22 protein-coding genes are annotated in these 22,368 nt (G+C 63.4%); 6 read left to right on the top strand and 16 right to left on the bottom strand.

Annotation, left to right across the window (positions count from 1 at the left end; genetic code table 11):
* From AAFG07_RS20665 to AAFG07_RS20605, 13 genes are all read right to left on the bottom strand, one after another.
* Positions 1-1,281 carry a lipoprotein-releasing ABC transporter permease subunit gene (locus AAFG07_RS20665; protein WP_342728839.1) on the bottom strand — a complete coding sequence of 427 codons (1,281 nt, stop codon included), beginning with the start codon at positions 1,279-1,281 and terminating at the stop codon, positions 1-3.
* A gap of 72 nt (positions 1,282-1,353) precedes the next feature.
* Positions 1,354-2,673 carry a proline--tRNA ligase gene (gene proS, locus AAFG07_RS20660; RefSeq protein ID WP_342728838.1) on the bottom strand — a complete coding sequence of 440 codons (1,320 nt, stop codon included), beginning with the start codon at positions 2,671-2,673 and terminating at the stop codon, positions 1,354-1,356.
* 164 nt (positions 2,674-2,837) lie between these two features.
* Positions 2,838-4,415 carry a CopD family protein gene (locus AAFG07_RS20655; RefSeq protein ID WP_342728837.1) on the bottom strand — a complete coding sequence of 526 codons (1,578 nt, stop codon included), beginning with the start codon at positions 4,413-4,415 and terminating at the stop codon, positions 2,838-2,840.
* A gap of 3 nt (positions 4,416-4,418) precedes the next feature.
* Positions 4,419-4,946 (bottom strand): DUF1775 domain-containing protein, encoded by a 528-nt coding sequence (locus AAFG07_RS20650; RefSeq protein WP_342728836.1) that lies wholly within the window; start codon positions 4,944-4,946, stop codon positions 4,419-4,421.
* A gap of 7 nt (positions 4,947-4,953) precedes the next feature.
* Positions 4,954-5,481 carry a copper chaperone PCu(A)C gene (locus AAFG07_RS20645; protein ID WP_342728835.1) on the bottom strand — a complete coding sequence of 176 codons (528 nt, stop codon included), beginning with the start codon at positions 5,479-5,481 and terminating at the stop codon, positions 4,954-4,956.
* A gap of 34 nt (positions 5,482-5,515) precedes the next feature.
* Complete coding sequence (locus tag AAFG07_RS20640) at positions 5,516-6,013, bottom strand: TlpA disulfide reductase family protein (protein ID WP_342728834.1); 498 nt, start codon at positions 6,011-6,013, stop codon at positions 5,516-5,518.
* Positions 6,010-7,236 carry a sialidase family protein gene (locus AAFG07_RS20635; RefSeq protein WP_342728832.1) on the bottom strand — a complete coding sequence of 409 codons (1,227 nt, stop codon included), beginning with the start codon at positions 7,234-7,236 and terminating at the stop codon, positions 6,010-6,012. Before AAFG07_RS20635 ends, AAFG07_RS20640 begins: the two co-directional genes overlap by 4 nt.
* 11 nt (positions 7,237-7,247) lie before the next feature.
* The gene (locus tag AAFG07_RS20630; protein WP_342728831.1) at positions 7,248-9,575 is read right to left on the bottom strand and encodes a TonB-dependent receptor; all 2,328 of its coding nucleotides are present in this window, start codon (positions 9,573-9,575) and stop codon (positions 7,248-7,250) included.
* 144 nt (positions 9,576-9,719) lie between these two features.
* Positions 9,720-10,103 carry a DUF2946 domain-containing protein gene (locus tag AAFG07_RS20625; protein ID WP_342728830.1) on the bottom strand — a complete coding sequence of 128 codons (384 nt, stop codon included), beginning with the start codon at positions 10,101-10,103 and terminating at the stop codon, positions 9,720-9,722.
* Positions 10,104-10,199: 96 nt separating this feature from the next.
* On the bottom strand, positions 10,200-11,135 hold the full coding sequence (copD, locus tag AAFG07_RS20620) for a copper homeostasis membrane protein CopD (RefSeq protein WP_342728829.1): 936 nt from the start codon (positions 11,133-11,135) through the stop codon (positions 10,200-10,202).
* 15 nt (positions 11,136-11,150) lie between these two features.
* Positions 11,151-11,507: a copper resistance CopC family protein gene (locus tag AAFG07_RS20615; protein WP_342728828.1), complete on the bottom strand. Its 357-nt coding sequence runs from the start codon at positions 11,505-11,507 to the stop codon at positions 11,151-11,153.
* A 2-nt stretch (positions 11,508-11,509) separates the two neighbouring features.
* On the bottom strand, positions 11,510-12,514 hold the full coding sequence (locus AAFG07_RS20610) for a hypothetical protein (protein WP_342728827.1): 1,005 nt from the start codon (positions 12,512-12,514) through the stop codon (positions 11,510-11,512).
* 57 nt (positions 12,515-12,571) lie between these two features.
* Positions 12,572-13,192, bottom strand: coding sequence for a DUF2946 domain-containing protein (locus AAFG07_RS20605; RefSeq protein WP_342728826.1), 621 nt, complete (start codon positions 13,190-13,192; stop codon positions 12,572-12,574).
* A gap of 209 nt (positions 13,193-13,401) precedes the next feature.
* On the opposite strand from AAFG07_RS20605, the gene AAFG07_RS20600 reads away from it, so the two are divergent.
* From AAFG07_RS20600 to AAFG07_RS20585, 4 genes are all read left to right on the top strand, one after another.
* On the top strand, positions 13,402-13,827 hold the full coding sequence (locus tag AAFG07_RS20600) for a globin (RefSeq protein WP_342728825.1): 426 nt from the start codon (positions 13,402-13,404) through the stop codon (positions 13,825-13,827).
* Between the two features lie 88 nt (positions 13,828-13,915).
* Positions 13,916-14,950 (top strand): sugar ABC transporter substrate-binding protein, encoded by a 1,035-nt coding sequence (locus AAFG07_RS20595; protein WP_342728824.1) that lies wholly within the window; start codon positions 13,916-13,918, stop codon positions 14,948-14,950.
* A gap of 9 nt (positions 14,951-14,959) precedes the next feature.
* Positions 14,960-16,462 (top strand): sugar ABC transporter ATP-binding protein, encoded by a 1,503-nt coding sequence (locus AAFG07_RS20590; RefSeq protein ID WP_342728823.1) that lies wholly within the window; start codon positions 14,960-14,962, stop codon positions 16,460-16,462.
* 102 nt (positions 16,463-16,564) lie between these two features.
* The gene (locus AAFG07_RS20585) at positions 16,565-17,599 is read left to right on the top strand and encodes an ABC transporter permease (RefSeq protein WP_092125653.1); all 1,035 of its coding nucleotides are present in this window, start codon (positions 16,565-16,567) and stop codon (positions 17,597-17,599) included.
* A 324-nt stretch (positions 17,600-17,923) separates the two neighbouring features.
* On the opposite strand, the gene AAFG07_RS20580 is transcribed toward AAFG07_RS20585, so the two are convergent.
* Positions 17,924-18,586: a helix-turn-helix domain-containing protein gene (locus tag AAFG07_RS20580; RefSeq protein WP_342728822.1), complete on the bottom strand. Its 663-nt coding sequence runs from the start codon at positions 18,584-18,586 to the stop codon at positions 17,924-17,926.
* Between the two features lie 31 nt (positions 18,587-18,617).
* Positions 18,618-19,052 (bottom strand): hypothetical protein, encoded by a 435-nt coding sequence (locus tag AAFG07_RS20575; protein ID WP_342728821.1) that lies wholly within the window; start codon positions 19,050-19,052, stop codon positions 18,618-18,620.
* A gap of 192 nt (positions 19,053-19,244) precedes the next feature.
* Between AAFG07_RS20575 and AAFG07_RS20570 the strand changes: the two genes are divergently transcribed.
* The gene (locus tag AAFG07_RS20570) at positions 19,245-19,532 is read left to right on the top strand and encodes a hypothetical protein (RefSeq protein ID WP_342728820.1); all 288 of its coding nucleotides are present in this window, start codon (positions 19,245-19,247) and stop codon (positions 19,530-19,532) included.
* 11 nt (positions 19,533-19,543) lie between these two features.
* Here AAFG07_RS20570 and mtnK read toward each other — a convergent pair whose 3' ends face one another.
* Positions 19,544-20,848, bottom strand: a complete 1,305-nt coding sequence (gene mtnK, locus AAFG07_RS20565; RefSeq protein WP_342728819.1) for an S-methyl-5-thioribose kinase — start codon at positions 20,846-20,848, stop codon at positions 19,544-19,546.
* 211 nt (positions 20,849-21,059) lie between these two features.
* Between mtnK and AAFG07_RS20560 the strand changes: the two genes are divergently transcribed.
* Positions 21,060-22,367 (top strand): hypothetical protein, encoded by a 1,308-nt coding sequence (locus AAFG07_RS20560; RefSeq protein WP_342728818.1) that lies wholly within the window; start codon positions 21,060-21,062, stop codon positions 22,365-22,367.
* Position 22,368: the final 1 nt, after the last annotated feature.

The following is a 22,368-nucleotide window of genomic DNA, read 5'->3' as shown; positions in this document are numbered from 1 at the left end:
CTATTCGTACCGGAGCGCTTCGACCGGATCGAGGCGCGCGGCGCGCCACGACGGGTAGAGCGTCGCAAGGAAGGACAGCGTCAGCGCCATGATCACGACGGCGAGCGTCTCGCCGAAATCGACCTCAGCCGGCAGCTTGGAGAGGAAATACAGTTCCGGCGAGAATAGCTCGGTGTTGGTGAGCCATGACAGGAACTGCCTGATCGATTCGATGTTCAGGCAGATCAGCATGCCGACAGCAAAGCCGGTCAGCGTTCCGACCACGCCGATCGAGGCGCCAGTGATCAGGAAGATCCGCATGATCGAGCCCTGCGAGGCGCCCATCGTACGCAGGATCGCGATGTCCTGGCCCTTGTCCTTCACCAGCATGATCAGCCCGGAGACGATGTTGAGCGCCGCGACCAGCACGATCATGGTCAGGATCAGGAACATCACGTTGCGTTCGACCTGCAACGCGTTGAAGAACGTCGAGTTGCGCTGCCGCCAGTCGACAAGGAAGACCGGCCGCCCGGCCGCCTCCGTCACCAGCCTGCGGTAGGTGTCGATCTTGTCCGGATTGGTGGTGAACACCTCGATCGAGGACACGTCGTTGTTGCGGTTGAAATAGGCCTGCGCCTCGGCCAGCGGCATGAACACGAATGTCGAATCGTATTCCGACATGCCGATCTCGAACACCGCCGTGATCTTGTAGGGCTTGATGCGCGGCGTGGTGCCCATCGGCGTCACCGCGCCCTTCGGCGAAACCAGCGTGATCATGTCACCGGCATGCAGCGAGAGTTGGTCGGCAAGCCGGCGGCCGATCGCAACCCCCTGCCCCTCGTCGAAGCCCTCGAGCGTGCCCTGCTTGATGTTCTTGGCGATCGAGGTGAGGTTGTTGAGATCGTCGGCGCGAATGCCGCGGATGAAGACGCCGGCCGCGTTGAACGGCGACGAGCCGAGCCCCTGTCCGTCCACGACAGGCGCGGCCAGACGGATGCCCTGCACCTGGCTGATGCGGTCGGCGACGTCCTTCCAGTCGGTCAGCGGCGATTCCAGTGGCTGCACCAGAAGGTGGCCGTTGAGGCCGAGGATCTTGTCGAGCAGCTCCTTGCGGAAGCCGTTCATGACGGCCATCACCACGATCAGCGTGGCAACGCCGAGCATGATACCGAGGAACGAAAAGCCGGCGATGACCGAGATGAAGCCTTCCTTGCGGCGCGCGCGCAGATAGCGTCCGGACAGCAGCCATTCGAATGGCGCAAAAGGCGGGGTACGGACTGGCTCGTTCATGGTCTCATCCATCTCTCGATAATCCCATGATTCGGGTCAAATGTGGCCGGATTACCCCGCCGATAGATACGGCGTGAATAAACTTTAACCCGCGAGCTTCGCGACCACGTCCGCGGGGCTCATGTTCTCGCGTGAACCGTCGCTGCGGCGCTTCACTTCGACCTTGCCTTCCGCGAGCCCCTTGGGCCCAACGAGAATCTGCCAAGGGATACCGATCAGATCGGCCGCGGCGAACTTGGCGCCGGCGCGCTGATCGGTGTCGTCGTAGAGCACGTCAACGTCCTTCGCCGAGAGCTCGCGATAGAGCTGCTCGCACGCACCGTCGACCGCTGCATCGCCCTGCTTGAGGTTGAGGATCGCGGCGCGGAACGGCGCGACCGCCTCGGGCCATTTGATGCCCGCGTCATCGTGACAGGCCTCGATGATCGCACCGACCAGGCGCGACACGCCGACACCATAGGAGCCGCCATGGATCGGCACGTCGACGCCATCGGGCCCCGCCACCATCGCCTTCATGGTGTCGGAATATTTGGTGCCGAAATAGAAGATCTGGCCGACCTCGATGCCGCGGGTGTTCAGCCGCTTTGCTTCCGGCACTTCCTGCTCGAAGCGCGCAGCCTCGTGGACGTCCTCGGTTGCAGCATAGACCGAGGTCCACTGCTTGATGATCGGCGTCAGGTCGCCCTCATAGTCGACGTCCTCGCCCGGCACCGGCAGGTCCAGCACGTCGCGGTTGATGTAGACGCCGGACTCGCCGGTCTCCGCGAGCACGATGAATTCGTGGCTGAGGTCACCGCCGATCGGGCCGGTCTCGGCCCGCATCGGGATCGCCTTCAGGCCCATCCGCGCAAACGTGCGCAGATAAGCCACGAACATCTTGTTGTAGGAGCGCCGCGCGCCGGCCTCGTCGAGGTCGAATGAATACGCATCCTTCATCAGGAATTCGCGGCCGCGCATCACGCCGAAACGCGGACGCTGCTCGTCGCGGAACTTCCACTGGATGTGGTAGAGATTGAGCGGCAGGTTCTTGTAGGACTTGACGTAGGAGCGGAAGATCTCGGTGATCATTTCCTCGTTGGTCGGTCCGTACAACAGCTCGCGCTTGTGACGATCGAGGATGCGCAGCATCTCCGGGCCATAGGCATCGTAGCGGCCGCTTTCACGCCAGAGATCGGCAAGCTGCAGCGTCGGCATCAAGAGCTCGAGCGCACCGGCACGGTTCTGCTCCTCGCGGACGATCTGCTCGATCTTCTTCAGCACCCGGAAGCCGAGCGGCAGCCAGGCATAGATGCCGGCCGCCTCCTGCCGCATCATGCCCGCGCGCAGCATCAGCCGATGCGAGACGATCTCCGCCTCTTTCGGGTTTTCTTTCAGGATGGGCAGGAAAAACCGCGACAATCGCATGGCGTTACTCGGGAATCAGGAAAGCGTGGGAAGCGCAGCAGTGAAACCGGATCGGCTGTGAAAACACAAGGCCGCCAAATGACAAAAGCCCTTCAAATCAGGCAATTTTCCGCCATTTGAGCGATTTGCGTCCCGCCGACGTGCCCGGCGCGCTGATCGTGCGTTTACCTGACCTCGAAATCGTCTTCCAGCGTCACTTTCCTGAAATCGGTCACCAGGGCGTCGATCTGCATGTGCCAGCGGCCCGGGACCGGCAACGGCACCTTCTTCACGTGCCAATAGCCGTCGGGACCGAGCGCAGCGCTGCGTTCCAACGGCTCGATGCCGCGATCCGGCAGGCTCAGCGTCAGCGTCGCCTCCTTGGCCGCGAACGGGCTCGCATCGCCGTTCATCAGCTGCAGCACGAAATCATTCTGCCCGACCTTGCCCGGCGCAATCAGCACCTGGAACATCGCGGCATCGGTGTGGATGTGCACCGCGAGCGGAACGTCGTCTGACATTGCCAGCACGCGCGGCGGAGGCGTGAAGCGCCAAAGCGCGACGAGGCCGAGGATCGCGATCATCAGCACGAACTCGAGCGCGATCGAGCGCTGCAGCGGCCGCGTGCGGTGAAATTCGCGCGCGATCGCCGGCGTGAACACCAGCCGGTTCAGCGCAGCGAGCGTGAGCAACAGCGACACCAGCGCAAGTTTCGCGAGGAGAATGTTGCCGTATCCGGTGTCGATCAGTGCGCCAAAGCTTTCGAGCTGAACGACAGCGAGTGCCAGGCCGGACAAGGCGATCAACGCGACGACCGGCACCGCAAGCGTCGAAAAGCGCCCGAGCACTCGCAACAGCGAATCCTTGCGCTGCCAGGCCAGCACCGCGAGTGGCCCGAGTGCGCCCATCCAGAACGCCAGGCCAACGCCATGAACGAACAGCGCGGACCGCGTCAGCCATTGCGGAGAGGCGGTGGCAGCATGGCCGCTGACCGCAAGCGACAGTCCGACACAGATCATTGCGACCGCGGTGCGGATCCAGGCCGCGCTGAACGACGGACTGCGCCAGGCGATCGCCGCGATCAACATCGCAGCAATCGCGAGCAGCAGTGCAGGAAACAGGCTGGTGCCGGCGGCGCTGGCCCATGCCGCCCAGGTCAGGACGCCCGTGATCGGCAGGTTCAGCAGGTCGACGCCCTGCAAGCCGAGCGAGGTGATCGCGCCGATGAGGCCGATCGCCAGCGACCACATGATCAGCCGTTCGCCGGCCGGGCCCTGCCCGATCCAGGCGGCAAAGAACACGCCGCCGACGCCGGCAAACAGCCCGAGATAGAGCCCGAGCCGCGCCAGCCAGATCAGCGCATGGAGCAGGCCGTCGCCAGCCGGCGCCGCCGAGCCGGTGACGACGCCGATCGAGAACAGCAGCGAACCCGCAACCGGATGGCCGTCCTGCGACACCACGCGATAGCTGACCACCTGCGTGCCCTGAGGCAAGTCGGCCGGCAGGGTCACCATGACAGATTGATCGACGGCGCGGATCGCGACGTCGCGCGGCTTGCCCGCAGCGTCGAGCAGGCTGACCGCGGTCGGCGCCACCGCTTCATTGAAGCGGAGCACCACCGTCTTCGGTGCCTCCGTCACTACGCTGCCATCCGCAGGTTCAGCGGCGATCAGGACGGCATGCGCATGGGCCGAGGTCGCAAGACACAGCGCCAACAGCAGCGCAGCCAGGCCTGTTACAACAAGACTTGCGACCGCCCGCACGGCTTACGACTTCGGCAGCAGCTTGACGCTGGGCGCCGGCGTCTTGCTGCCATGGTCGTCCCCGCCGCCCTGCCCCTCGGCCGGGATATCGATCCAGCGGCTGACGCCCTGTTCGCATTCCTGCACGACGGGAAAATACAACGTGGTGTTCGGCTTCAGCGTATCGGTGAGAAACGTCTGCATCACGAACTCGTCGTAGTTCTGGTCGGAGAGCTTGCCACCGCTCCAGGCGACTTCCTTCACGCCCTCGGAGAGCTTGGCACCGTGATAGTCGTATTGGCCCGTATATTTGCCGGTGACCGTATCGAGGGTCCAGCCGGGCTTCGGCATAGGCTTCACCCCGATCACGCCTTCCGGAATCTGCACGCGGATCTTGATCGTCGCCGATCCCGCGCAGCCATGCGGCACGGCGAACACCGCCTTGTAGTAGGAGCCGACCGGCGCCTGCTTTCCTTCAAGCGTGATGTGAGCGATCGCCGGCGACGCTGCGAGCAGCGCCGCCGTAGCAATGAAGAGCGTGTGTGATCGCATGGCTTCCTCACATCTTCTTCATGTCCATCTGACCGGAACGGTCGCCATGGCCGGAGTGATCGCTGCGGCCCGGCGCCTGCGCACCGACAGCCTGGACGTCCAGCGAGACCGAGACCTTGCCGGCCTTCTCGAATTCGAGCGTGACCGGCACCTTGTCGCCCTGCTTCAGCGGGTTCTTCAGGTCGAACATCATCAAATGATAGCCGCCCGGAGCAAGCTTCACGGTCTTGCCCGGCTCGATGGTCAGTCCCTTGTCGAGCGCACGCATCTTCATCACGCCATTGTCCATCGACATTTCGTGGACCTCGATCTTGCCGGCGACGTCGCCCGAGCCTGAAACCAGCCGGTCCGGCGTCGTCCCCTTGTTCTCGATCGTCAAATAGCCGCCGCCGATCTTGGCGCCGTTCGGCGTGGCGCGCGTCCACGCCTGGGTGATCACGAGGTCGCCGGCCTTGACGTCCTCGGCGCGTACGGACGTAGACACGAGCGCGGCAGTCAGCGTCGTGAGGGCGAGGATGCGAGAGAACGATTTCATGGTGACGGCTTCCTTTCAGATTGAAGTGGTTGTGCTATCGGACTGTTGCGGCCTGGGCCTCAGACCATTTGTTCAGATCGGCGATTTCGGCCGATCCCTCGATCGTTGTGATCGTTCCGTCACGAGCAATCAGCATGGTTCGCGGGATATCACCTTGCCACGCCGGATCGATCTCAAATCTCAGTCGCTCGGCAAAGCCGTCGCCAAAAATCCAGTTCTCGGCGGAAGCGAGCCCGGCGTGATCCAGCATCGATCGCGTCGCCTCGGGAAGGTTCGGAACCAAATCCGCGCTGATCGTGACGACGTCGATCTCGGGATGAACCTTCATGAACTGGCCAAGCTGCGGCAGCTCGACCTTGCATGGTCCGCAGGTCACGCCCCAAAAGTGCACCAGGGCCGGATGACCGGCGTGCGCATGCAGCAGCTTCTGCCAGCTGCCGCGTTCGAACGGCTTCGGCGCGCCCTCGCCCGCCGCCAGTGCGGACGGCAGCGTTGCGAGCAGGACAAGCGCAGCGAGCAAATGACGTTTCATGGTTCGCCCTCGATCGCTTGAAAATGGTAGCCGTCGGCCTTCGTCATCCACGACAGGTAGGTCTGCCGACTGTCCGAGACCAGCAGCGGATGGTCGGAGCTGTCGGCGGTGTCGGCGATATTAGTGGGCTTCGACCATGTCGCTCCATCGTCGCGCGATGTCATCAGATGGATCGATGTCTTCTGCCCGTCGAACTCCTTCCAGGCCATTACAAGCCCCAGCGGCCCGGCGGCGATCTGCGGCCGTGACGGGCCGCGGTTCGGCTGACCGATCTGGAGCGGATCGGAGAAGGTTTTGCCGCCGTCGCGTGACCGCGCATAGAACAATCCCTTGCGCGCCTTGCCATTCGTATACCAGGTCGCATGGTAGGTTCCTGCCGGCGAAATGGTCAGGCTGGGACCGTGGTGCGGACATGCCGCGATCTGCCAGTCGTCGCGGCTCACCCGATGCACCTCGCCAGGCGTAGCCAGATCATTGAATTTCACGATCGCATGGTCGCGCACGCCACCTTCGAAAATGTTCCGAAACACCACGACAGGATGGCCCGAACCATCGAATGCCAGGGCGAGACGGCAGCATTCGCAGGTGCTGTCGGCCACGAGCTGCGCATCGGAGTAGGACGCACCACCGTCCTTCGATGAAGCAAAGAACAATCCGGCGCCGTTATACTTCTCACCGCGTTGCTGCGCCGGCACGCGATTGCGCTTGTCGAGCCAGACCGCGAACACGGCACCTGAAGGATCGAAGCCGATCGCCTCGAACCGTTGGCTCTCGTTGTTGGCGGTGATCGGCTTCGGCGGATCGAAGCTGCGCCCGCCATCGGTCGACCGCGTGGTCAGCACCTGCCCATTGAAGGCCTGATCGCGGAAGGTCGAGAAAGCCAACGCGAGCTCCCCCTTGGCACCGATCGCAAGCTTCGGCCGCGCGTCCGGCCCCCAATCCAGATTGAGCCGCTCCCGCGTCATCTGCACCGGCGTGGAAAAGCTCCTGCCCTGATCTTTCGAGCTCGCGACGGAGATCTGGCCTCCGGCCATCCAGGCCAGCCACAACGTCCCGTCCGGCGCGAAGGCCGGAGTGACCTTGGTCGCGCAGCGTAGCACGGTCTCTTCACACGCCGCTTCGGAGGCGTGCTGATGGCTCATCTGAGCGATGGCAAGGTTCGGCAAGACCGCAAGCATGACCGTTGCCAGCACCATCAGAGTCGCAGGTTTGCGGTATGTCATCGATGCGCTCCTCACTTGAACGCAATCTTCATGCCCGCCACGAAAGCGCGCGGCGATCCGGCATAGATCGAGTTGGTCGAGTTCGCCAGTACGCTCGCGGGATTTTGAATGCCCGCGGCGGTCACCGAATTCGTGATGTTGTTCGCCGAAGCCACATAGGTCCGATCGAAAACGTTCCTCACCTCGATGTACAAATTCAGCGCCTTAAAATAGTCGGAGACGAGACCGGTCGTGTAGTGCAGGTTGAGATTGACGAGTTCGTAGCCCGGCGCCCTCAACAGGTTGGCGTTGTCCATGTAGAAGCCATCCTTCCACTGGACCTCGACGAACCCGCCCAGTCCCTGCAACGGACCCGACAATTGGTCGTAGCCCAACCGCGTCGTGAGCTCGTTCGGCGAGATGCCGGGAATCTTGTTGCCGGCCCGATTGAAGCTGAAGACCGCGCCATTCGTGATGTTCTCGACGTATTCCGTATAGACCTCGTCGAGATAGGTGTAGGCAGCCGAAAACCGCCAGCCCGGCAGGAACTTCCAGTCGGCGGCCAGTTCGACGCCGCGATGTTCCGATCGCGGCGCATTGAACGTGTAGGAGATGCCCGATAGCGGCGTTGCCTGCGAGACCAGCTCGCCCTTGAAGAACTCGTAGAACCCGGTGACGCTTACCTTGAGCGCATTGTTTGGCGTCCAGTCGGCCCCGATGTCGTAGCCCAGATTCTTCTGCGTCTGCAGCTGGGTGTTATTGCCCGAAGCGCCGCTCGGCAGGACGAAGAGATTGCTGACTTGCGGTGTGCCGTAGCCGGTTGCCACGCGGCCGCGGAATTGCCAGTCGCTGTTCAGCCGGTAGAGCAGCGCAAGCTCAGGCGCCGTATTCTGGAATTGCCGATCCGCCGTCGTGATCACCGTGGACGTGGCTCCGGCCGCGCCGGTGTAGGTATAGGCGGTGTTTCGTCCGGTGAGATTGGTGGTCTCCCAGCCGATCCCGGCAACGGCTGTCAGCGCAGAGGTGAGCTTTAGTTCCTCGCGCGCCCGAAGACCGTAATTCGTTGTCGAGCTGAACAGATTGCTAGACAGGCTTCCAAGCGTCGCATTTCCGCCTGGCATCACATTGCGCGTGTCGCTCGAGGCGGTGAGCGTATTGTAGAAGCCGCCGAAATAGGCCGTCGAATCCATTCCGAAGATGTCGCCGCGCCTCACGAGGTCGCTCCTGTAATTGTAGGACGGGAAGTCACCGATCGCGCTCGTCGATCCCGTCGGTTGGCTGATATTGCGGTCGTCGAACACGAACTGGTTGCGCCAGGTGGTCTGGTTGTCGAAGTCGTGCTCCCAGCGGCCGCCGACGATGGTCCGGCGATCATCGCGCCCGAGACCCGCCTGGACCGCGGTTTCCTTGTCGGTCCCTGCTGCCGAATTGAACCCGTTGTTGAACAAGGTCACGGTTCCACATCCCGGCGCGGCCGTCGCTCCGGTCGCGCAGCCCTGCTGGAACGGGTTCTGGTTGAACTGGTTAAGCGACGAGCGGATCGGCAGGCGCGCGGTCAGGTCATTGTTGATGAGCTTGAACGTGAAACGGTCGTCCGGCGTCACCTGCAAAGTGCCGAGGAAATTGACGGTCTGGGTATTGAACCAGCTGTTGCCGATATAGCCGTCGCCACGCACGTCGCTTGCGAACAGCGAGCCCTCGAAATTGCCGACCTTCTTGCCCGCGGCGAGATAGTTGTTGAGATAGCCGAAGCTGCCGCCATCGACGCCGTATTCCACGCCGTCGATCGTGCCGCCCGGCCGGGTCCGGAAATTCAACGCGCCGCCGGTCGCATAGTTGCCGTAGAGCGCCGATGATGGCCCGCGGACCACGTCGATCGCGCCATAGGCGTGCGGATCGATCAGGTCGCTGCGCGACAGGCCGTCCGGCTGAGTGACCGGAAAGCCGTCGTCGAAGATCACGAGGTTGCGGATGCCGAAGCCATTGCGTGCATTCGACCCGCGAATCGAGATGCCGAAATCACGCGGGCCGTTGCCCTGCTTGATCGAGATGCCGGGACTGTCCCGCAACACGTCCGCCACCGAGAAGGACGGCCGATTCTCGAACTGGCTGCGGTCGATGGTGGTTTGCGTCTGACCGGCTGGCCCCTGGTTCAGGCTGTCCCGCGCCGCGCTTGGCGTGACGCGCTGCGCGCGGCCGGCCGCCGCCACGGCCAAGGGCGCCAGCGGCCTTGCGGGCCGCCGGGCGGCAACCGCGCGGGTCTTCGGCTTGGACCTCGTCGGTTTCGCGCGCGCAGCCTGCGGCGCATCGACCGTGACGGACGGCAGCGTCGTCTGGGCCTCTGCCCAACTTGTAAGCATGGAAAGCCCGAGGCCCAGCGTGAGCGCACTGGCTCCGGCCCGCGGATGAAATCGAAACATGGTTGAATCCTGACACCGGCTCTTCGGCCGGCTTGCTCTAAGGCACTCGCCGACACGCGACGCGCACCGGCAGCGAGAACGTCGTCAGGAAAAAAGCGGCGGCGCGCGGGCTTGCGCGGAGTGGTGCGCCTGCGAACGATCGAATTCGCCGGCGAAATCAAGCCAGGCGATGCGCGTTGAAGGCCGCTCGACGGCGTGAGCCGTGATCTCCGGGTTATCAACGGGCGCACCGGTCTGCAGCACGCTGCACGCGGAGCAACAGCCGTCATGGGCATCATGACCGGTCTGGTCACCCTGCCCGGCTCCGGAGCCGGCATTGCCATGGCAGATGGTGGCGGCCGCGAGCGGATCGGACGCAGCAAGGCTCGCCGCCCAGCAGGCCCCGATCGGTGCAAAAATCTGCACCAGCAGGGCAACCAGGACTATGGGCAGAAAATTCTTCAGCCGCCGGCGCATCGCAAAACCCATCCGGTGCCCATTAATCATTCCGGTTGTCCGGAGTCGAGAGCAGGCGCGGCTTCCTATGGTCGTCACTCCAACGTTCTTCCCATTGCCTTTGCGACATTATGGCCCAACGAGATGAATGGCAGGATGGAGTGTGCCGAGCATGCCGACCATGAGAACGACGACCAAGCCAAGGGCGAACTCGATCGCACTGTTGCGCGAGAGTCCGCGAAGGGCACCGGCGTCGGACAGGGCGAGTCGGGGTGTCAGCCACAGCCGGTTGATCGCGGCGAGCGCCAACATGATCGCGAACACAACAAGCTTGAGGATCAGCAGCCGGCCATATTCAGTGACCAGCAGCCCTTGAAGTGAACCGACGAGAAAATAGGCGTTGACGGCGCCGGTCACCGAGAGGCCTGCCACGCTGACGATACCCACGATCGAGAACCGTCTTGTTGCCCAAAGGACGAGTGGCGCGCACGTCGAGCGCTGCGTTCGTCGTACCGTCGCGAAGAAAAGGATCAATGACAAGAGACCCCCGATCCAGGCGGCCGCGGCACAGAGATGCAACGCATCCGCGGCGACATGCAAGTTGCCGGCTTCACCGGCTGTCGCACCGGCGTGACCGGTCCAGGCAAGGCTTGCGACCAGGCCGAGTGCCACGGCAAATGCGAGCCAGTCCGCTCCGCCCAGACGACCGTACGCCAAGCTTGCGGCCAGCACGACTGCCAAACCGAGGCGAATTTCCGTGACCTGTCCAAATTGTGTCTCGCTCAGGACTGTCGACAGCATCTGCACATCGCCAAACGGACGCCCGCTCATCGATGCAGTCTCCAGCAACAGCCAGATCATCCCCGACGCCATGGCGACCAACAAGCCAATCCACGCTCCACGCCGGGTTCGCGCCCGGAATGCCTCTGCGACCGCAGCTTCCGCATGCAGCACCGGCGCCGCAACCACCATCCGAAACACAACCGTACCGGCCGTGATCGCGGTCGCCGCGAAGTGGATCGCGCGCGTCGCAATCAACGGTCCCCCTGCCCCGAGCCAGTCCATAGACACACCCGGGTCTTATTGGCCGACCTGAAAGGTAAAGCTTCCGTCCGTAGTATGCGTGTCCACCGACAGCACATGCCAGTTCACGTGGTAGGTACCGGTGCCACCAGGCCGCAGCGGGATCGACATCTGATTGCCGCTGACACGGGCCTTGCCGGCGTCAATGCGCTCGCCGGCGGCATTGGTCACGGTGATGCCACTGAACGCGGGCTCTAGTTTTTGCGTGAACCAAAGCGTGACCTCACGCGGAGCGCTGGCCACCTTGTTGCCGACGCGCGGCTCGGCATGATCAAGGAACGCGTGGGCGGCCGCTCCGTCAGCAGCAAACAGCAACACCAGCGCGATGACCGAGATCCAGGATGAGCGCCGCATGATCAATTCCTCGCAAACGGGCTTGCGGGCTGGACCGGGCCGCCGAAGATCGGCCTGCCGATTCCGTGCGGGTCGATATCGTCGAGATAGAGATGGAGCTGGGCAATCACCCCGACGCGGGTTCCGCTTTGACGATTGATCGGAATAAGCGCCTCGACACCGAGCTGATAGGTGTTCCCGACCCAGAGAACGCCGGGGTTGATAGTCCCGGTGGTCATCGTGCCCGACGTCAGCGTGTTCGCAACCGGCGTCTGAAGTGTGGCCTCGACTAGCGGGATCAAATGATTGACGAAATCCGGCAGGCCGAGATCGACGACGGCAGATTTCAGATAGGGCATGCTGTACTGAATCGTTCCACCCCAGTTCAGCACCTGCGGATGAAACTCGGTGTCGGAGGTCAGCTCACCAGTATCGGGATCGACCCCGAAAGTCGTGGTGGAACGCCTGCCGGGTATGGCGTAGCCAACCTGCCCGGTGACTGCAACGGGACGCAACCACGACAGGGTGTCGGGCAGGTCGCCGAGGCCTTTGCCGAAAAAGACGGTCGGCGTGTAGGTGTTGAACGGATCGGCTCCGACACTGTTGGCGCCGGTGCCGCCCCATTCGATGCTCAACCCGACCGACATCACGAATTCATGCTCGGGGTTCTTGAAGACGCGATACTTGAAAGTCGTGTCGAGGTTTTGGAATCCGTGGGCACCTACGCCAGTGGGGCCGCCCGGCGGACTGAAAACGCTGTAGGTCGTGCCGATCGAGATCGCGAACGCTTCAGTGATTCGCTTCGAAAATTCGCCGGAGAAGTCGCGCTGTCGAAATGACGGATCGTCGCCGGTATTGAAACTTGACACCGTCGGCAGTGACAGTTCGTCATTCACGCCAGGATCGTCGATGCCAAGCGTAGCCGGAAAGAAGCGATTGCCGACGATTTCGTGGGCGATACCTCCAGAAAATGGAACGAGCGCAATTGCGAGCCCCGGCAGGGCCACGCGGGCGAGACGGATGAGCATGGGAATCTCCGCAGGCGTTGATGTGCAAAGGTCTCAGCGGCCGGTGGCCGCAACGCTTTACGACAGAAACGGCGGAGCGCGCGCCTGGGCGCGAGAAATGGGCCTGGAACCGGTCAGCCCGGGTGCGAAATCGAGCCAGGCGATCCGCGTCGAAGGCCGCTCGACGGCCTGCGCCGTGATCTCCGGGTTATCAATGGGCGCACCGGTCTGCAGCACGCTGCATGCGGAGCAACAACCGTCATGGGCATCATGACCGGTCTGGTCACCGTGCCCGGCCCCGGAGCCGGCATTGCCATGGCAGATGGTGGCGGCCGCGAGCGGATCGGACAGGGCAAGGCTAGCCGCCCAGCAGGCCCCGATCGGTGCGAAAATCTGCACCAGCAGGGCAACCAGGACTATGGGCAGAAAAATCTTCAGCCGCCGGCGCATCGCAAAACCCATCCGGGACGGAACTAACCACCACAGCCGTCGGAAGTCGAGATCATCGACCTCGCTCGTTTCTTCCGGCAGGCGGAAATTGCCGGACGTGACACTTGCGTCACGGCCACTCCACCGGCCTTTGTATCCCCTTACCCCGTCACGTGTTTTCAGCTCACTTTCGCAACTGCCGGTGGCATCATCCCAATCATTTCGCAAATTGCTCGAAATTTGAACAATCGTTGCCGAAAATGATGACAAGGCTGGAAAGATAGTCTACCAATTCGGGCTCAGGCCAGCCGCGAGGTGTGTCCTGGTGGTCCAAGTCTCGGGAGGAGCCCGACGCGCACAAGCAGCGTCACCCCATCAATCAAGATCAAACCGAATTTTTGGGGCAAATAGGGTCGACACAATTTTTGGAGCAGGGCTTGGAGCCCTGCTCTTTTTTTATGTGATGATCGCAAAGCGCCATGACTCCATCGTCGAATCCGATCGAACGCAGTTTTGAACTCGCAGCGGCGGCTTGCGATGATCTGACGCCGTTGGTGTACCAGCGCCTGTTTCGCGAACATCCCGAGGCGCAGGCGATGTTTCGCACCGAAGGCAGCGAGCCGGTGAAAGGCTCGATGCTGGCGCTCGCGATCGAAGCCATCCTCGATTTCGCGGGCGAGCGCCGCGGACATTTTCGCCTGATCGAATCCGAGGTGTTCTCGCATGATGCCTACGGGACGCCGCGCGAATTGTTCGTCGCATTCTTCGCCGTGATCGCGGACTGCTTGCGCGACATTCTCGATGAGCAATGGTCTGCGGACATCGATGCTGCGTGGCACAAGCTGCTTCGCGACATCGAGGCCATCGTGCTGCAGCAGAAACATCTCGTGGACGCGAAGGCGTAGCGTCACCGTTCCGATTGTGACACACTCCCTTTATCCGCGGCGCGTGCAACTGACGCCGACGGTCAGAAAAACGAAGAGGGAGCAAACAATGCCAGGGACCGACAAGGGGATGGACAAGGCGTCGACGACACGGCGCGACCTTTTGCAATTGGCGGCGGCAGGCGGAGCTGCGGCCGGCCTGTTCGCCGGAATGGGCGTGACGTCCGCGCTCGCAGCCGAAATGGGACGTTCGGAAAAACCGCTGAAGGCCGCGTTCTCCAACGCCGGACTGCAGGCGACATGGTGCGCGCAGGGCAAGCAGGCCGCCGAATTCTGGGGCAAGCTGTTCAATGTCGAGGTGACCTGGTTCGACGGCCAGCTCGATGCCGTCAAGCAGCGCGCCGCGATCGACAACATGGCCTCGCAGAAATGGGACTTCGTCGCGATCCAGGCATTCGGCATCGGCACGCTGACCCAGCCGGTGCAGAAGATGATCGACGCCGGCACCCCCGTGATCGACATGGACACGCTGATTGCGCCGCTCGACCAGATCAACGTCCATTCGTTCCTCGCCCCCGACAACGAGTTCATGGGCGCCTCCGTGACGCAAGCGCTGTGCAACGCGATCGGCGGCAAGGGCAAAGTCATCATGACCCAGGGCGCGCTCGGCCACACCGGCGCGCAGGGCCGCGCCAAGGGCTTCAACTCCGTCGTGAAGCAGTTCCCGAACATTGAGGTGCTGGACACCCAGCCCGCCGACTGGGACGTCTCCAAGACCGCCCGCCTCTGGGAAACCTATCTGACGAAGTATCCGCAGATCGACGCCGCCTTCTTCCACAATGACGACATGGCGCTCGCCGCCGCCAACATCATGAAGGCGCACAACCGCACCAACATCCTGATCGGCGGCGTCGACGCCATGCCGCCGGCGATCCAGGCGGTCAGCGAAGGCCGCATGTTCGCAACCGTCCGCAATCCGTCCTGCCGCATCCATGGCGGCGCGATCGTCGCGGGCGTCGCGGCCGTGGTCGGCGGCGAGAAGAGCGGCCAGGGCATTCCGAAGAACGTCGTGACCGATGGTCCCGTCGTGACCAAGGCCAACGCCGCCGGCATGCAATGGATGGAGGATCACTTCCTGATCTGAGCCGTCCGCATGTCGCAGGGACGCTCCCCGATCCTGGAGTTGAACCAGATCACGAAGGCCTTCGGCGGTGTCGAAGCCCTTCGTGGGGTCGACTTCGCGCTGCACGCCGGCGAGATCCATGGTCTCGTCGGCGAGAACGGCGCCGGAAAAAGCACGCTGATGAAGATCATCGCGGGCGTGCACCCGGAGTTCTCCGGCCGCTTCGTGCTCGACGGCAAGGAAACCCGGTTCCGCTCCACCCGCGACGCCCATGCCGCCGGCATCGGCATGGTGCATCAGGAGCTCAGCGTCGCGCCTGATCTCACCGTCGCCGAGAACGTCTTCCTCGGCAACCAGCCGACCAACCGCCTCGGCTTTGTGCAATGGCGGCGGATGGCGCGCGAGGCCGGCGAGCAGCTGTCGCGGTTCGGCATCGACGTCGATCCGATGACGCGGCTCGGCGACCTGCCGATCGGCCTGCAGCAGCTGATCGAGATCGCCCGCGTGCTGTTCTCCGGCGCGCGCATCATCATCCTGGACGAGCCGACATCCGCCCTCTCCCCGCCCGAGGTCGAGCGCCTGTTCACGACGCTGCACAGGCTCCGGGACGAAGGTACCAGCATCGTCTTCATCTCGCATTTCATCGAGGACATCCTGCGGGTCTCCGACGTGGTGACCGTGTTCCGCAACGGGCGCAAGATCGCCGAGACCGCGTCCGCGGACACCACCAAGGGCGCGCTGATCGAGGCCATGATCGGCCGCGGCGGCGAGGCGCTGGAGCACAGCTACACCGATGACCTGATGCTCCCGCAACCGGGTGGCGGTTCGACGGTGCTGAAGGTCGACCAGCTTTCGCTCCGCCGCAGCCTGCAGGACGTCTCGTTCGAGGCCCGCGCCGGCGAAGTGCTCGGCATCTACGGCTTCATGGGCTGCGGCCAATTGGAGCTGTCGCGGGTTCTGTTCGGCAAGCTTCGGCCGGACGGCGGAACGCTTGTTGTCGATGGCTCCGCCAAGACATTCCGCAGCACCGCGGCGGCGCGGCGGGCCGGCGTCGCGCTGGTGCCGGAGAGCCGCCGCGCCATGCTGTTCCACCAGGAGCCGGTCTACAAGAATATCTCGATCAGCATTCTCGAGCGGATCTCGGCGCTGCTGCTCAAGCCGGTGCGCGAGCGCGCCATCGCCCAGCGCCAGGTCGAGCAGTTGCAGATCAGGCCGCCGGTGGTTGGCCTCGATCTCGGCATGCTCTCCGGCGGCAACCAGCAGAAGGTGGCGCTGGCGAAATGGCTGACCTACCCGCCGCGCCTGCTGGTGCTGTGCGAGCCGACCCGCGGCATGGATGTCGGCGCCAAGAACGACGTGATCAACATCGTGCGCGACCTCCGCGCCAAGGGACTGGCGATCATCGTGCTGTCGACCGAGCCGGAAACGGTGCTGTCGCTGGCCGACCGGATCCTGGTGCTGAAGCGCGGTGCGGTGGTGCGTGAGTTTGCGGGCGAAGCGGTCAGCAAGGATCGGCTGCTCGAGGCGGCCTAGAGCATGATCCGGAAAAGTGCGAAGCGGTTTTCCGACGAGATCATGCTCAAACAATTGGAGAAAGCGCGATGACCAGCTCAGCGCGCCTAATGGAGTGGGATGATGGCGAGCAGTGACAGCGCGACGAGCCCGGCCGATCACAAGCGGCCGCGCGGGCTGGCGCCGTTCCTGCGCTCGCAGATGCGCAACATCGCGCCGTTCCTGACGCTGATCTTCCTCAGCGGCTTCTTCGCGATCGCGAGCCCGTCGTTTGCGACCATCGACAATCTCGGCAATATCCTGACGCAGGTGTCGGTCACCGGCATCATCGCGGTCGGCCTCACCTTCGTGATCCTGTGCGCCGAGATCGACCTGTCGATCGCCAGCATCGCCAACGTCACCGGCATTGCGGTGGCGTACTTCACGCTGCAGGAGTCCTACGTCAACATCGCCAATGTCCCGATGCCTGGCTTTGCCGCGATCCTGCTGGCGCTGGCGCTGTGCGCGCTGCTTGGCCTCGTCAACGCGCTGGGCCTGACCGTGATCGGCATCCCCTCCTTCATCATGACGCTGGCCATGATGCAGATCGCGGCCGGCGTCTCGGCGCTCCTGGTGCGCGGCCAGATCGCCTACAAGGTGCCGCCGCTGATCACGACGCTCGGCTCGGGCTCGATCGGCGGCATCCCCTGGATCGTGATCGTCGCCGCGGTGATGCTGCTTGGCGGCCATCTGGTGCTGACCTACACGCGCTTCGGCCGCTACGTCTACATGGTCGGCGGCAACCGCGAGGCCGCGGAATTTGCCGGCCTCAACGTCAAGCTCATCCTCGGCAGCGTGATGGTGATCTCGGCGGTCTGCTCCGGGATCGGCGGCATGCTCGGGGTCGCGCATTTCGGCAGCGCGCAGCAGAACGAGTTCGACACATATCTGCTCGACTCCATCGCGGCGGTCGTGGTCGGCGGCACCAGCCTGTTCGGCGGCCGCGGCGGCATCGGCAACACCATCGTCGGCCTGTTCGTGCTCGGCGTGCTCAACAACGGCCTCGACCACGTCAACATCGACAGCTTCCTGAAGATCCTGATCCGCGGCCTGATCCTGCTCGCGGCGCTGATCATCAACGTCTACGCGCAGCGGCTGCGCGAGCAAGCGGCGGAGTGATGATTGAGCCGAGCAAATAGCTCCCTCCTCTCGTCGTCCCGGCGAAGGCCGGGACCCATAACCACAGGGTTGTGTTGTTGGAAACAAGCCGTGGCCCCGGCGTCACGCAACAATTCGCATTTGTGGTAATGGGTCCCGGCCTTCGCCGGGACGACACTGAGGATGGTTCACGATTCAAGACGCCAAGCACCGCGGTGTCATCGCCCGGCTCGACCGGGCGATCCTGCACTTCTGATAAAGCGAAATATATTTACTGCGAGGGCTTGCGCCGTCGGGCAAATTAGTGGCATGGGCGATCCGCTCGCCACCGATGACGCAGCTTCGTCAAGACAACCGATCTGCAAGGTCGAACAGCAGCGGCAGTTGTCGCACTGGTGCGGCCGGTCCGCGTAGCTTTGCTCGCTTGTCGGCAATCGCCTTGTCGAGCGAGATGCGCTTGCCGACGATCTGCAACAGTGCATCGAAGGGTGCCTGCAGGGTCGCCTTGCAACCGGCCTCCCCCCGGGTAATCGTCGTGCCGCGGTCTCCGCCCGCGACCGTGAAGCCCGCCGACTTCTTTCCATGGGTGACCACCAGCCCGACCTTGATGGCCGGCACCGGTGTCCGCCTGGCAATCGCATCCAAGCCGAGCAGCACCCAATCCGGCTCGAATTCGTCGTCGGCGCGCGGCGGAAACAGATAGCGTCCGCCCCATCGGATCAACTCCCGGATCGCCGGCTGGATTTCGCGCCCCGACTCCGTCAATTCGTAGAGTTGCGCCGTCACCGGCCCCTGCCAGTCGATCTTCCTGATCACGCCGCTCTCGATCAATGCGGCGAGCCGGGATGTCAGCAATGTCGGGCTCATGCCATTGAGGTGATTGAGGAGATCGCTGAACCGTTTGGGGCCGATCAACAGCTCTCGGATAATCAACAACGTCCATCGCTCGCCGACGATCTCGGCCGCGCGAGCGAGTGCGCAAAACTGACGGTAGGTGGTGCCACTCATCAAGCAATGATGACTGCGCCGGCGTCTAAGGTCAATTTCGATGCGCCAAGGCCATCAAGGGGCCGACGATCAGGAATTGCACGAAGGTGAAGCCGGTCTCGAGCACCATGTAGTCGACGATTGAGGCAACCGGGTGCTTGGCAGCAACCGCCAATGTGGTGAACGACCACGACAACAGCCCCATCACAAGGCCGTACAGCAAGCCAGCCTTCAGCGCGGACCCACGATCGGCGGGAAACAGCCGAGGATAGGCCCAGGAGAAAATCATGGCCTGAACCGCCATCGAAGCCAGGCCGAGCGGAATGATCGGATCGGCCCGGTAGATGGCGAGAGCACGGTAAGTGCCCTCAAACCAAGCCAAATGCCAGAAGAAGCCGAGCGGGAATGTCGGAGCGAGATAGGCGGCGACCCCGAGCCAGAAGCTACGGCTGGACCTCGAACTTTCACCCGCGGAAACAACCGACATCGACAGCTCCCCTCCGACGGATCGGCCGCGAACGGCATGCCGATACGACCGCCAACAGACCATACTACATTTTTTATAGTACTAACTACAATAATTGGAGTCAATGGCCAGCACACCGTTGGCGCGGTCGCCCGTGCCATGTAGGGTGTTCTGCACACAACACAACCGTCGCCAGACCGCGCGGAGGACAGAATGAAACGATTCGTTTTCCTGACTTATGGATTCGAGACTCCGACGCCCAAGATCATGGCGGCCTGGGGCAGATGGTTCGAATCGATCAAGGACAACATCGTCGAGATGGGCAGGCTCGCTAAGGGGCGCGAAATCTCGCGATCGGGAACTGTCGATTTGCCGTTGGGACCCGATTCGATTACCGGGTTCATCATCGTCGAGGCAGAAGGTATCGACGCGGCCCAGCGCATGGCCGAAGGCAATCCTTACATCACGAGTATCAGGGTTTATGAAGCCATCTCGAAATAGATCGGCTGAACCTACCTGGCGAAATTCGGCTGCCAGTGGCGCAATTCTCGCGCCGCGTAGGTGACTGTGCCGATCGTCGTGTAGGACGCCGCCTCCAGCATCATGTTGCGCGCGAGCTTGAGGCTGCGCGCCTCGCAGATCGCGCGCTGCTTCTCGTCCGCAATCCATTCGAAATCGATGTTGTGCGCAAGGCCAAGGATGCGCCGGATGGTCTTGGCCGCGGCAAAGCCGACCGTGTCCTGGAACAGCCGCGCCATGTAGGCCTGCCGCTCGGCCTCCAGCCGCGCCGCGCCCGCCTCGCCTGCGAACAGCGAAAGCGGATAGCCGTCGCCCTTCGCGTCGTTGCGCCACAGCGCGAGGAACTTGCGCGAGAATTCTGTCCAGACGCCCTCAATGGTTTCCAACAGCCAGGCCTCGAATGTCGCGCGCTCGCCCGCCGTGCGCTCATGGCCGGCGGAGGCCAGATAGGCCATCAGGAGGTTGCCGATGACGGCGCCGATATCAAAACCCATCGGGCCGTAGAAGGCGAACTCGGGATCGATCACCTTGGTCTCGCTGTCGGTGACCATGATCGAGCCGGTGTGCAGGTCGCCGTGCAGCAACGCCTCCGGGCTCGCCATGAATTTCAGCTTGAGCCTGGAGATCGCGACATGCAGGTCGAGATCCTCGCGGAACGCCTCAGCCGTCGCGTCGAGCTGCGGTGCGGTCCAGCGGTTCTGCTCGGCGATGCGATAGGGATCGGTGAAGATCAAATCCTCGGTGATCTTGCAGAGCGCATGGTTACCGGCGAAATCGGCGATCCCCTGCTTCTTTTCCGCGGCCGACAGCGCGAGATCGGAGGTAAAGAACAGCGTCTGCGCCAGGAAGGTCGAGATATCCTCGACGAAGCGCGGATAACGCGTGGCCCCGATCAGACCCTTGCGCATGATGATGTGGGGCTCGAGCAGCTCCATCGCGGTGAGCGCAAGCGGCGCGTCATGATGCAGCACCGCCGGCACGAGCTTTGGCGCCAGCCGCGCCTGATGCACCAGCGCCAGATGTTCATAATGCGCCCGCGACAGCGGCAGCGGCCAGCTCTCGCCGACCAGCCGCACATAGGGCAGCGCCTGCTTGACGGCGATGCCGCCGCTGCTGCCCTTGACGATGAAGACGAGGTTGAGATTGCCGTCACCGACCTCGCTGATCGACCAGTCGGCCGGCGCTCCGCCAAGCTGCATGACGATGGCGGGAAGGCTCGCGAGATAGTCCCGCAAATCGGCTTCCCGCAGGATTCGATAGGCGCTCTGGGCGGAGCCTGGCTGGGCCTGCAGGTTCATCTTGGTCGCCTCCCCCAATACTTAAGCCCGAGCCATTGGCCGCTCGTTGTGCTATTCCGGACACGATGCCGCAAGAGCCGACGGTCCGGTTGACGCCCACAATCGCAGGCGACGGGACGCGCCGCAATGCCCCAGAGGAACGCCCCGAAGCCACGGATCGATCAGACCCCACCCCGCTGGTGTTGTTTCAGAACGCACGATGGATTTCCGAGTGGAGGACGCTCCAGTGCTCGTCGCCGTGTTCTCGGTATTCGCTGCCAGCCGCAAGGACCCGCTCGTCGATATCGTCGAGCAGGTCCACACAGGCTTCCTTGCCGCCGGGTTGGGCGAGCCGACGGTACACTTCAGGCTGTCCGATCCGCCACTCAGTACCGAGATCGCTGCCGTGCAAGCGATTGCGGGGACGAAGCGCATTTCCAGCATCGCCAGGGTGGTCAAGCGCTGGCCGGAGTTGGAGCGCTTCGTGCGGACGACCGGCTCGATTGGTCCAGGCAGGGCGGAAGCGCGCTTGCTGTCGAACGTGACCGAGAGCGGCGTGGTCGAGGCGATCGACTTCGCGGTCCTCAGGGAGATCGCACAGGGCGTCCCGAAGTCATTTCCGTGCCATGCCATCAACCTGCATTTCTCGGCGCCTGGCTTTTCGGACGGTCCGCAGCTGCCCGCTCAGCCTGACCTTCAGACTCTCCGGAGCCTGATGCGCGCCGGCGTCGACATCGGCGCCGGACATCCGACCTCGCCCGGCATCAGCGTGCAAGACAAGTGGTGGGTGAATGGGCGGCAGCGGTCGCTGGCGGCGCTACGTATCGTCGAAGCCGATCCGCAGGCCAAGAAATTGCCGGCCCCTCCTGCCGATGTCGCAGCCCTGCTGTCGGCCTGCGGCAAGCTGCGAAAGACGGTGCAGGTCCCGATGGTCGCTGCACCCGCCGCTACAGCGGCGGCTGCCGTGTCCCCCGGCGGTTTAGCTCCGGACATGGACGACGCCATCCGCACGGTCGTGCGTGGGCATCGGGCGAAGATGACCGAGCTGCTCGATACACTTCCGCACGATCTGCCACATCAGGTCGAGAACGTGGCTGCGACACCCCCCGGCGGGAGCCCGAGCGCCGGCCCCAAGAAGCCTGATCTCGTTCGGGCCTTCACGCCACTCGGCTACGATTGCCGCGGCGAGAGCGGATCATTCAGGCTACAGCGGCGCACGCCGGGCAATCTCACTGTCAGGCTCCAGGTCGATGTTGGCAGCTGGAACAGTTCGGTCGCGGCCTTCATGCAGGTGATCGGCATGGTGAACGGGCACGGCTTCAAGGCCACGCTGCCGCTCCATGCCTCGCGCCACGCGGTCCGCGGCGAAGTGAGAGGGATCGAGTTGCCGAGCCAGTTTCAGATCGGCAGCGCCGAGCGGTGGACGCAAATCGTCGACAATCTGGCAACGCTCGTCGCAGCGCTCGATCGCAGCTTCGTGCCCGAGGTCGAGGCAATCTCGGGCCCTTCACCCGAATGGTTTCGGCCGGAGCAAACCTAAC

Origin of the sequence: Bradyrhizobium sp. B097, assembly GCF_038957035.1 — a bacterium.
Classification (GTDB): Bacteria; Pseudomonadota; Alphaproteobacteria; order Rhizobiales; family Xanthobacteraceae; genus Bradyrhizobium.
Note: the sequence above shows the minus strand (reverse complement) of the source record. Positions and strands in the feature narration are given on the sequence as shown.

What these genes read in the sequence shown, in the direction of transcription:
- AAFG07_RS20665 (WP_342728839.1), bottom strand. Translation starts at nt 1,281, where the DNA reads ATGGATGAGACCATGAACGAGCCAGTCCGTACCCCGCCTTTTGCGCCA.
- proS (WP_342728838.1), bottom strand. Translation starts at nt 2,673, where the DNA reads ATGCGATTGTCGCGGTTTTTCCTGCCCATCCTGAAAGAAAACCCGAAA.
- AAFG07_RS20650 (WP_342728836.1), bottom strand. Translation starts at nt 4,946, where the DNA reads ATGCGATCACACACGCTCTTCATTGCTACGGCGGCGCTGCTCGCAGCG.
- AAFG07_RS20645 (WP_342728835.1), bottom strand. Translation starts at nt 5,481, where the DNA reads ATGAAATCGTTCTCTCGCATCCTCGCCCTCACGACGCTGACTGCCGCG.
- AAFG07_RS20640 (WP_342728834.1), bottom strand. Translation starts at nt 6,013, where the DNA reads ATGAAACGTCATTTGCTCGCTGCGCTTGTCCTGCTCGCAACGCTGCCG.
- AAFG07_RS20635 (WP_342728832.1), bottom strand. Translation starts at nt 7,236, where the DNA reads ATGACATACCGCAAACCTGCGACTCTGATGGTGCTGGCAACGGTCATG.
- AAFG07_RS20630 (WP_342728831.1), bottom strand. Translation starts at nt 9,575, where the DNA reads ATGCTTACAAGTTGGGCAGAGGCCCAGACGACGCTGCCGTCCGTCACG.
- AAFG07_RS20625 (WP_342728830.1), bottom strand. Translation starts at nt 10,103, where the DNA reads ATGGGTTTTGCGATGCGCCGGCGGCTGAAGAATTTTCTGCCCATAGTC.
- copD (WP_342728829.1), bottom strand. Translation starts at nt 11,135, where the DNA reads ATGGACTGGCTCGGGGCAGGGGGACCGTTGATTGCGACGCGCGCGATC.
- AAFG07_RS20615 (WP_342728828.1), bottom strand. Translation starts at nt 11,507, where the DNA reads ATGCGGCGCTCATCCTGGATCTCGGTCATCGCGCTGGTGTTGCTGTTT.
- AAFG07_RS20610 (WP_342728827.1), bottom strand. Translation starts at nt 12,514, where the DNA reads ATGCTCATCCGTCTCGCCCGCGTGGCCCTGCCGGGGCTCGCAATTGCG.
- AAFG07_RS20600 (WP_342728825.1), top strand. Translation starts at nt 13,402, where the DNA reads ATGACTCCATCGTCGAATCCGATCGAACGCAGTTTTGAACTCGCAGCG.
- AAFG07_RS20595 (WP_342728824.1), top strand. Translation starts at nt 13,916, where the DNA reads ATGCCAGGGACCGACAAGGGGATGGACAAGGCGTCGACGACACGGCGC.
- AAFG07_RS20590 (WP_342728823.1), top strand. Translation starts at nt 14,960, where the DNA reads ATGTCGCAGGGACGCTCCCCGATCCTGGAGTTGAACCAGATCACGAAG.
- AAFG07_RS20585 (WP_092125653.1), top strand. Translation starts at nt 16,565, where the DNA reads ATGGCGAGCAGTGACAGCGCGACGAGCCCGGCCGATCACAAGCGGCCG.
- AAFG07_RS20580 (WP_342728822.1), bottom strand. Translation starts at nt 18,586, where the DNA reads ATGAGTGGCACCACCTACCGTCAGTTTTGCGCACTCGCTCGCGCGGCC.
- AAFG07_RS20575 (WP_342728821.1), bottom strand. Translation starts at nt 19,052, where the DNA reads ATGTCGGTTGTTTCCGCGGGTGAAAGTTCGAGGTCCAGCCGTAGCTTC.
- AAFG07_RS20570 (WP_342728820.1), top strand. Translation starts at nt 19,245, where the DNA reads ATGAAACGATTCGTTTTCCTGACTTATGGATTCGAGACTCCGACGCCC.
- mtnK (WP_342728819.1), bottom strand. Translation starts at nt 20,848, where the DNA reads ATGAACCTGCAGGCCCAGCCAGGCTCCGCCCAGAGCGCCTATCGAATC.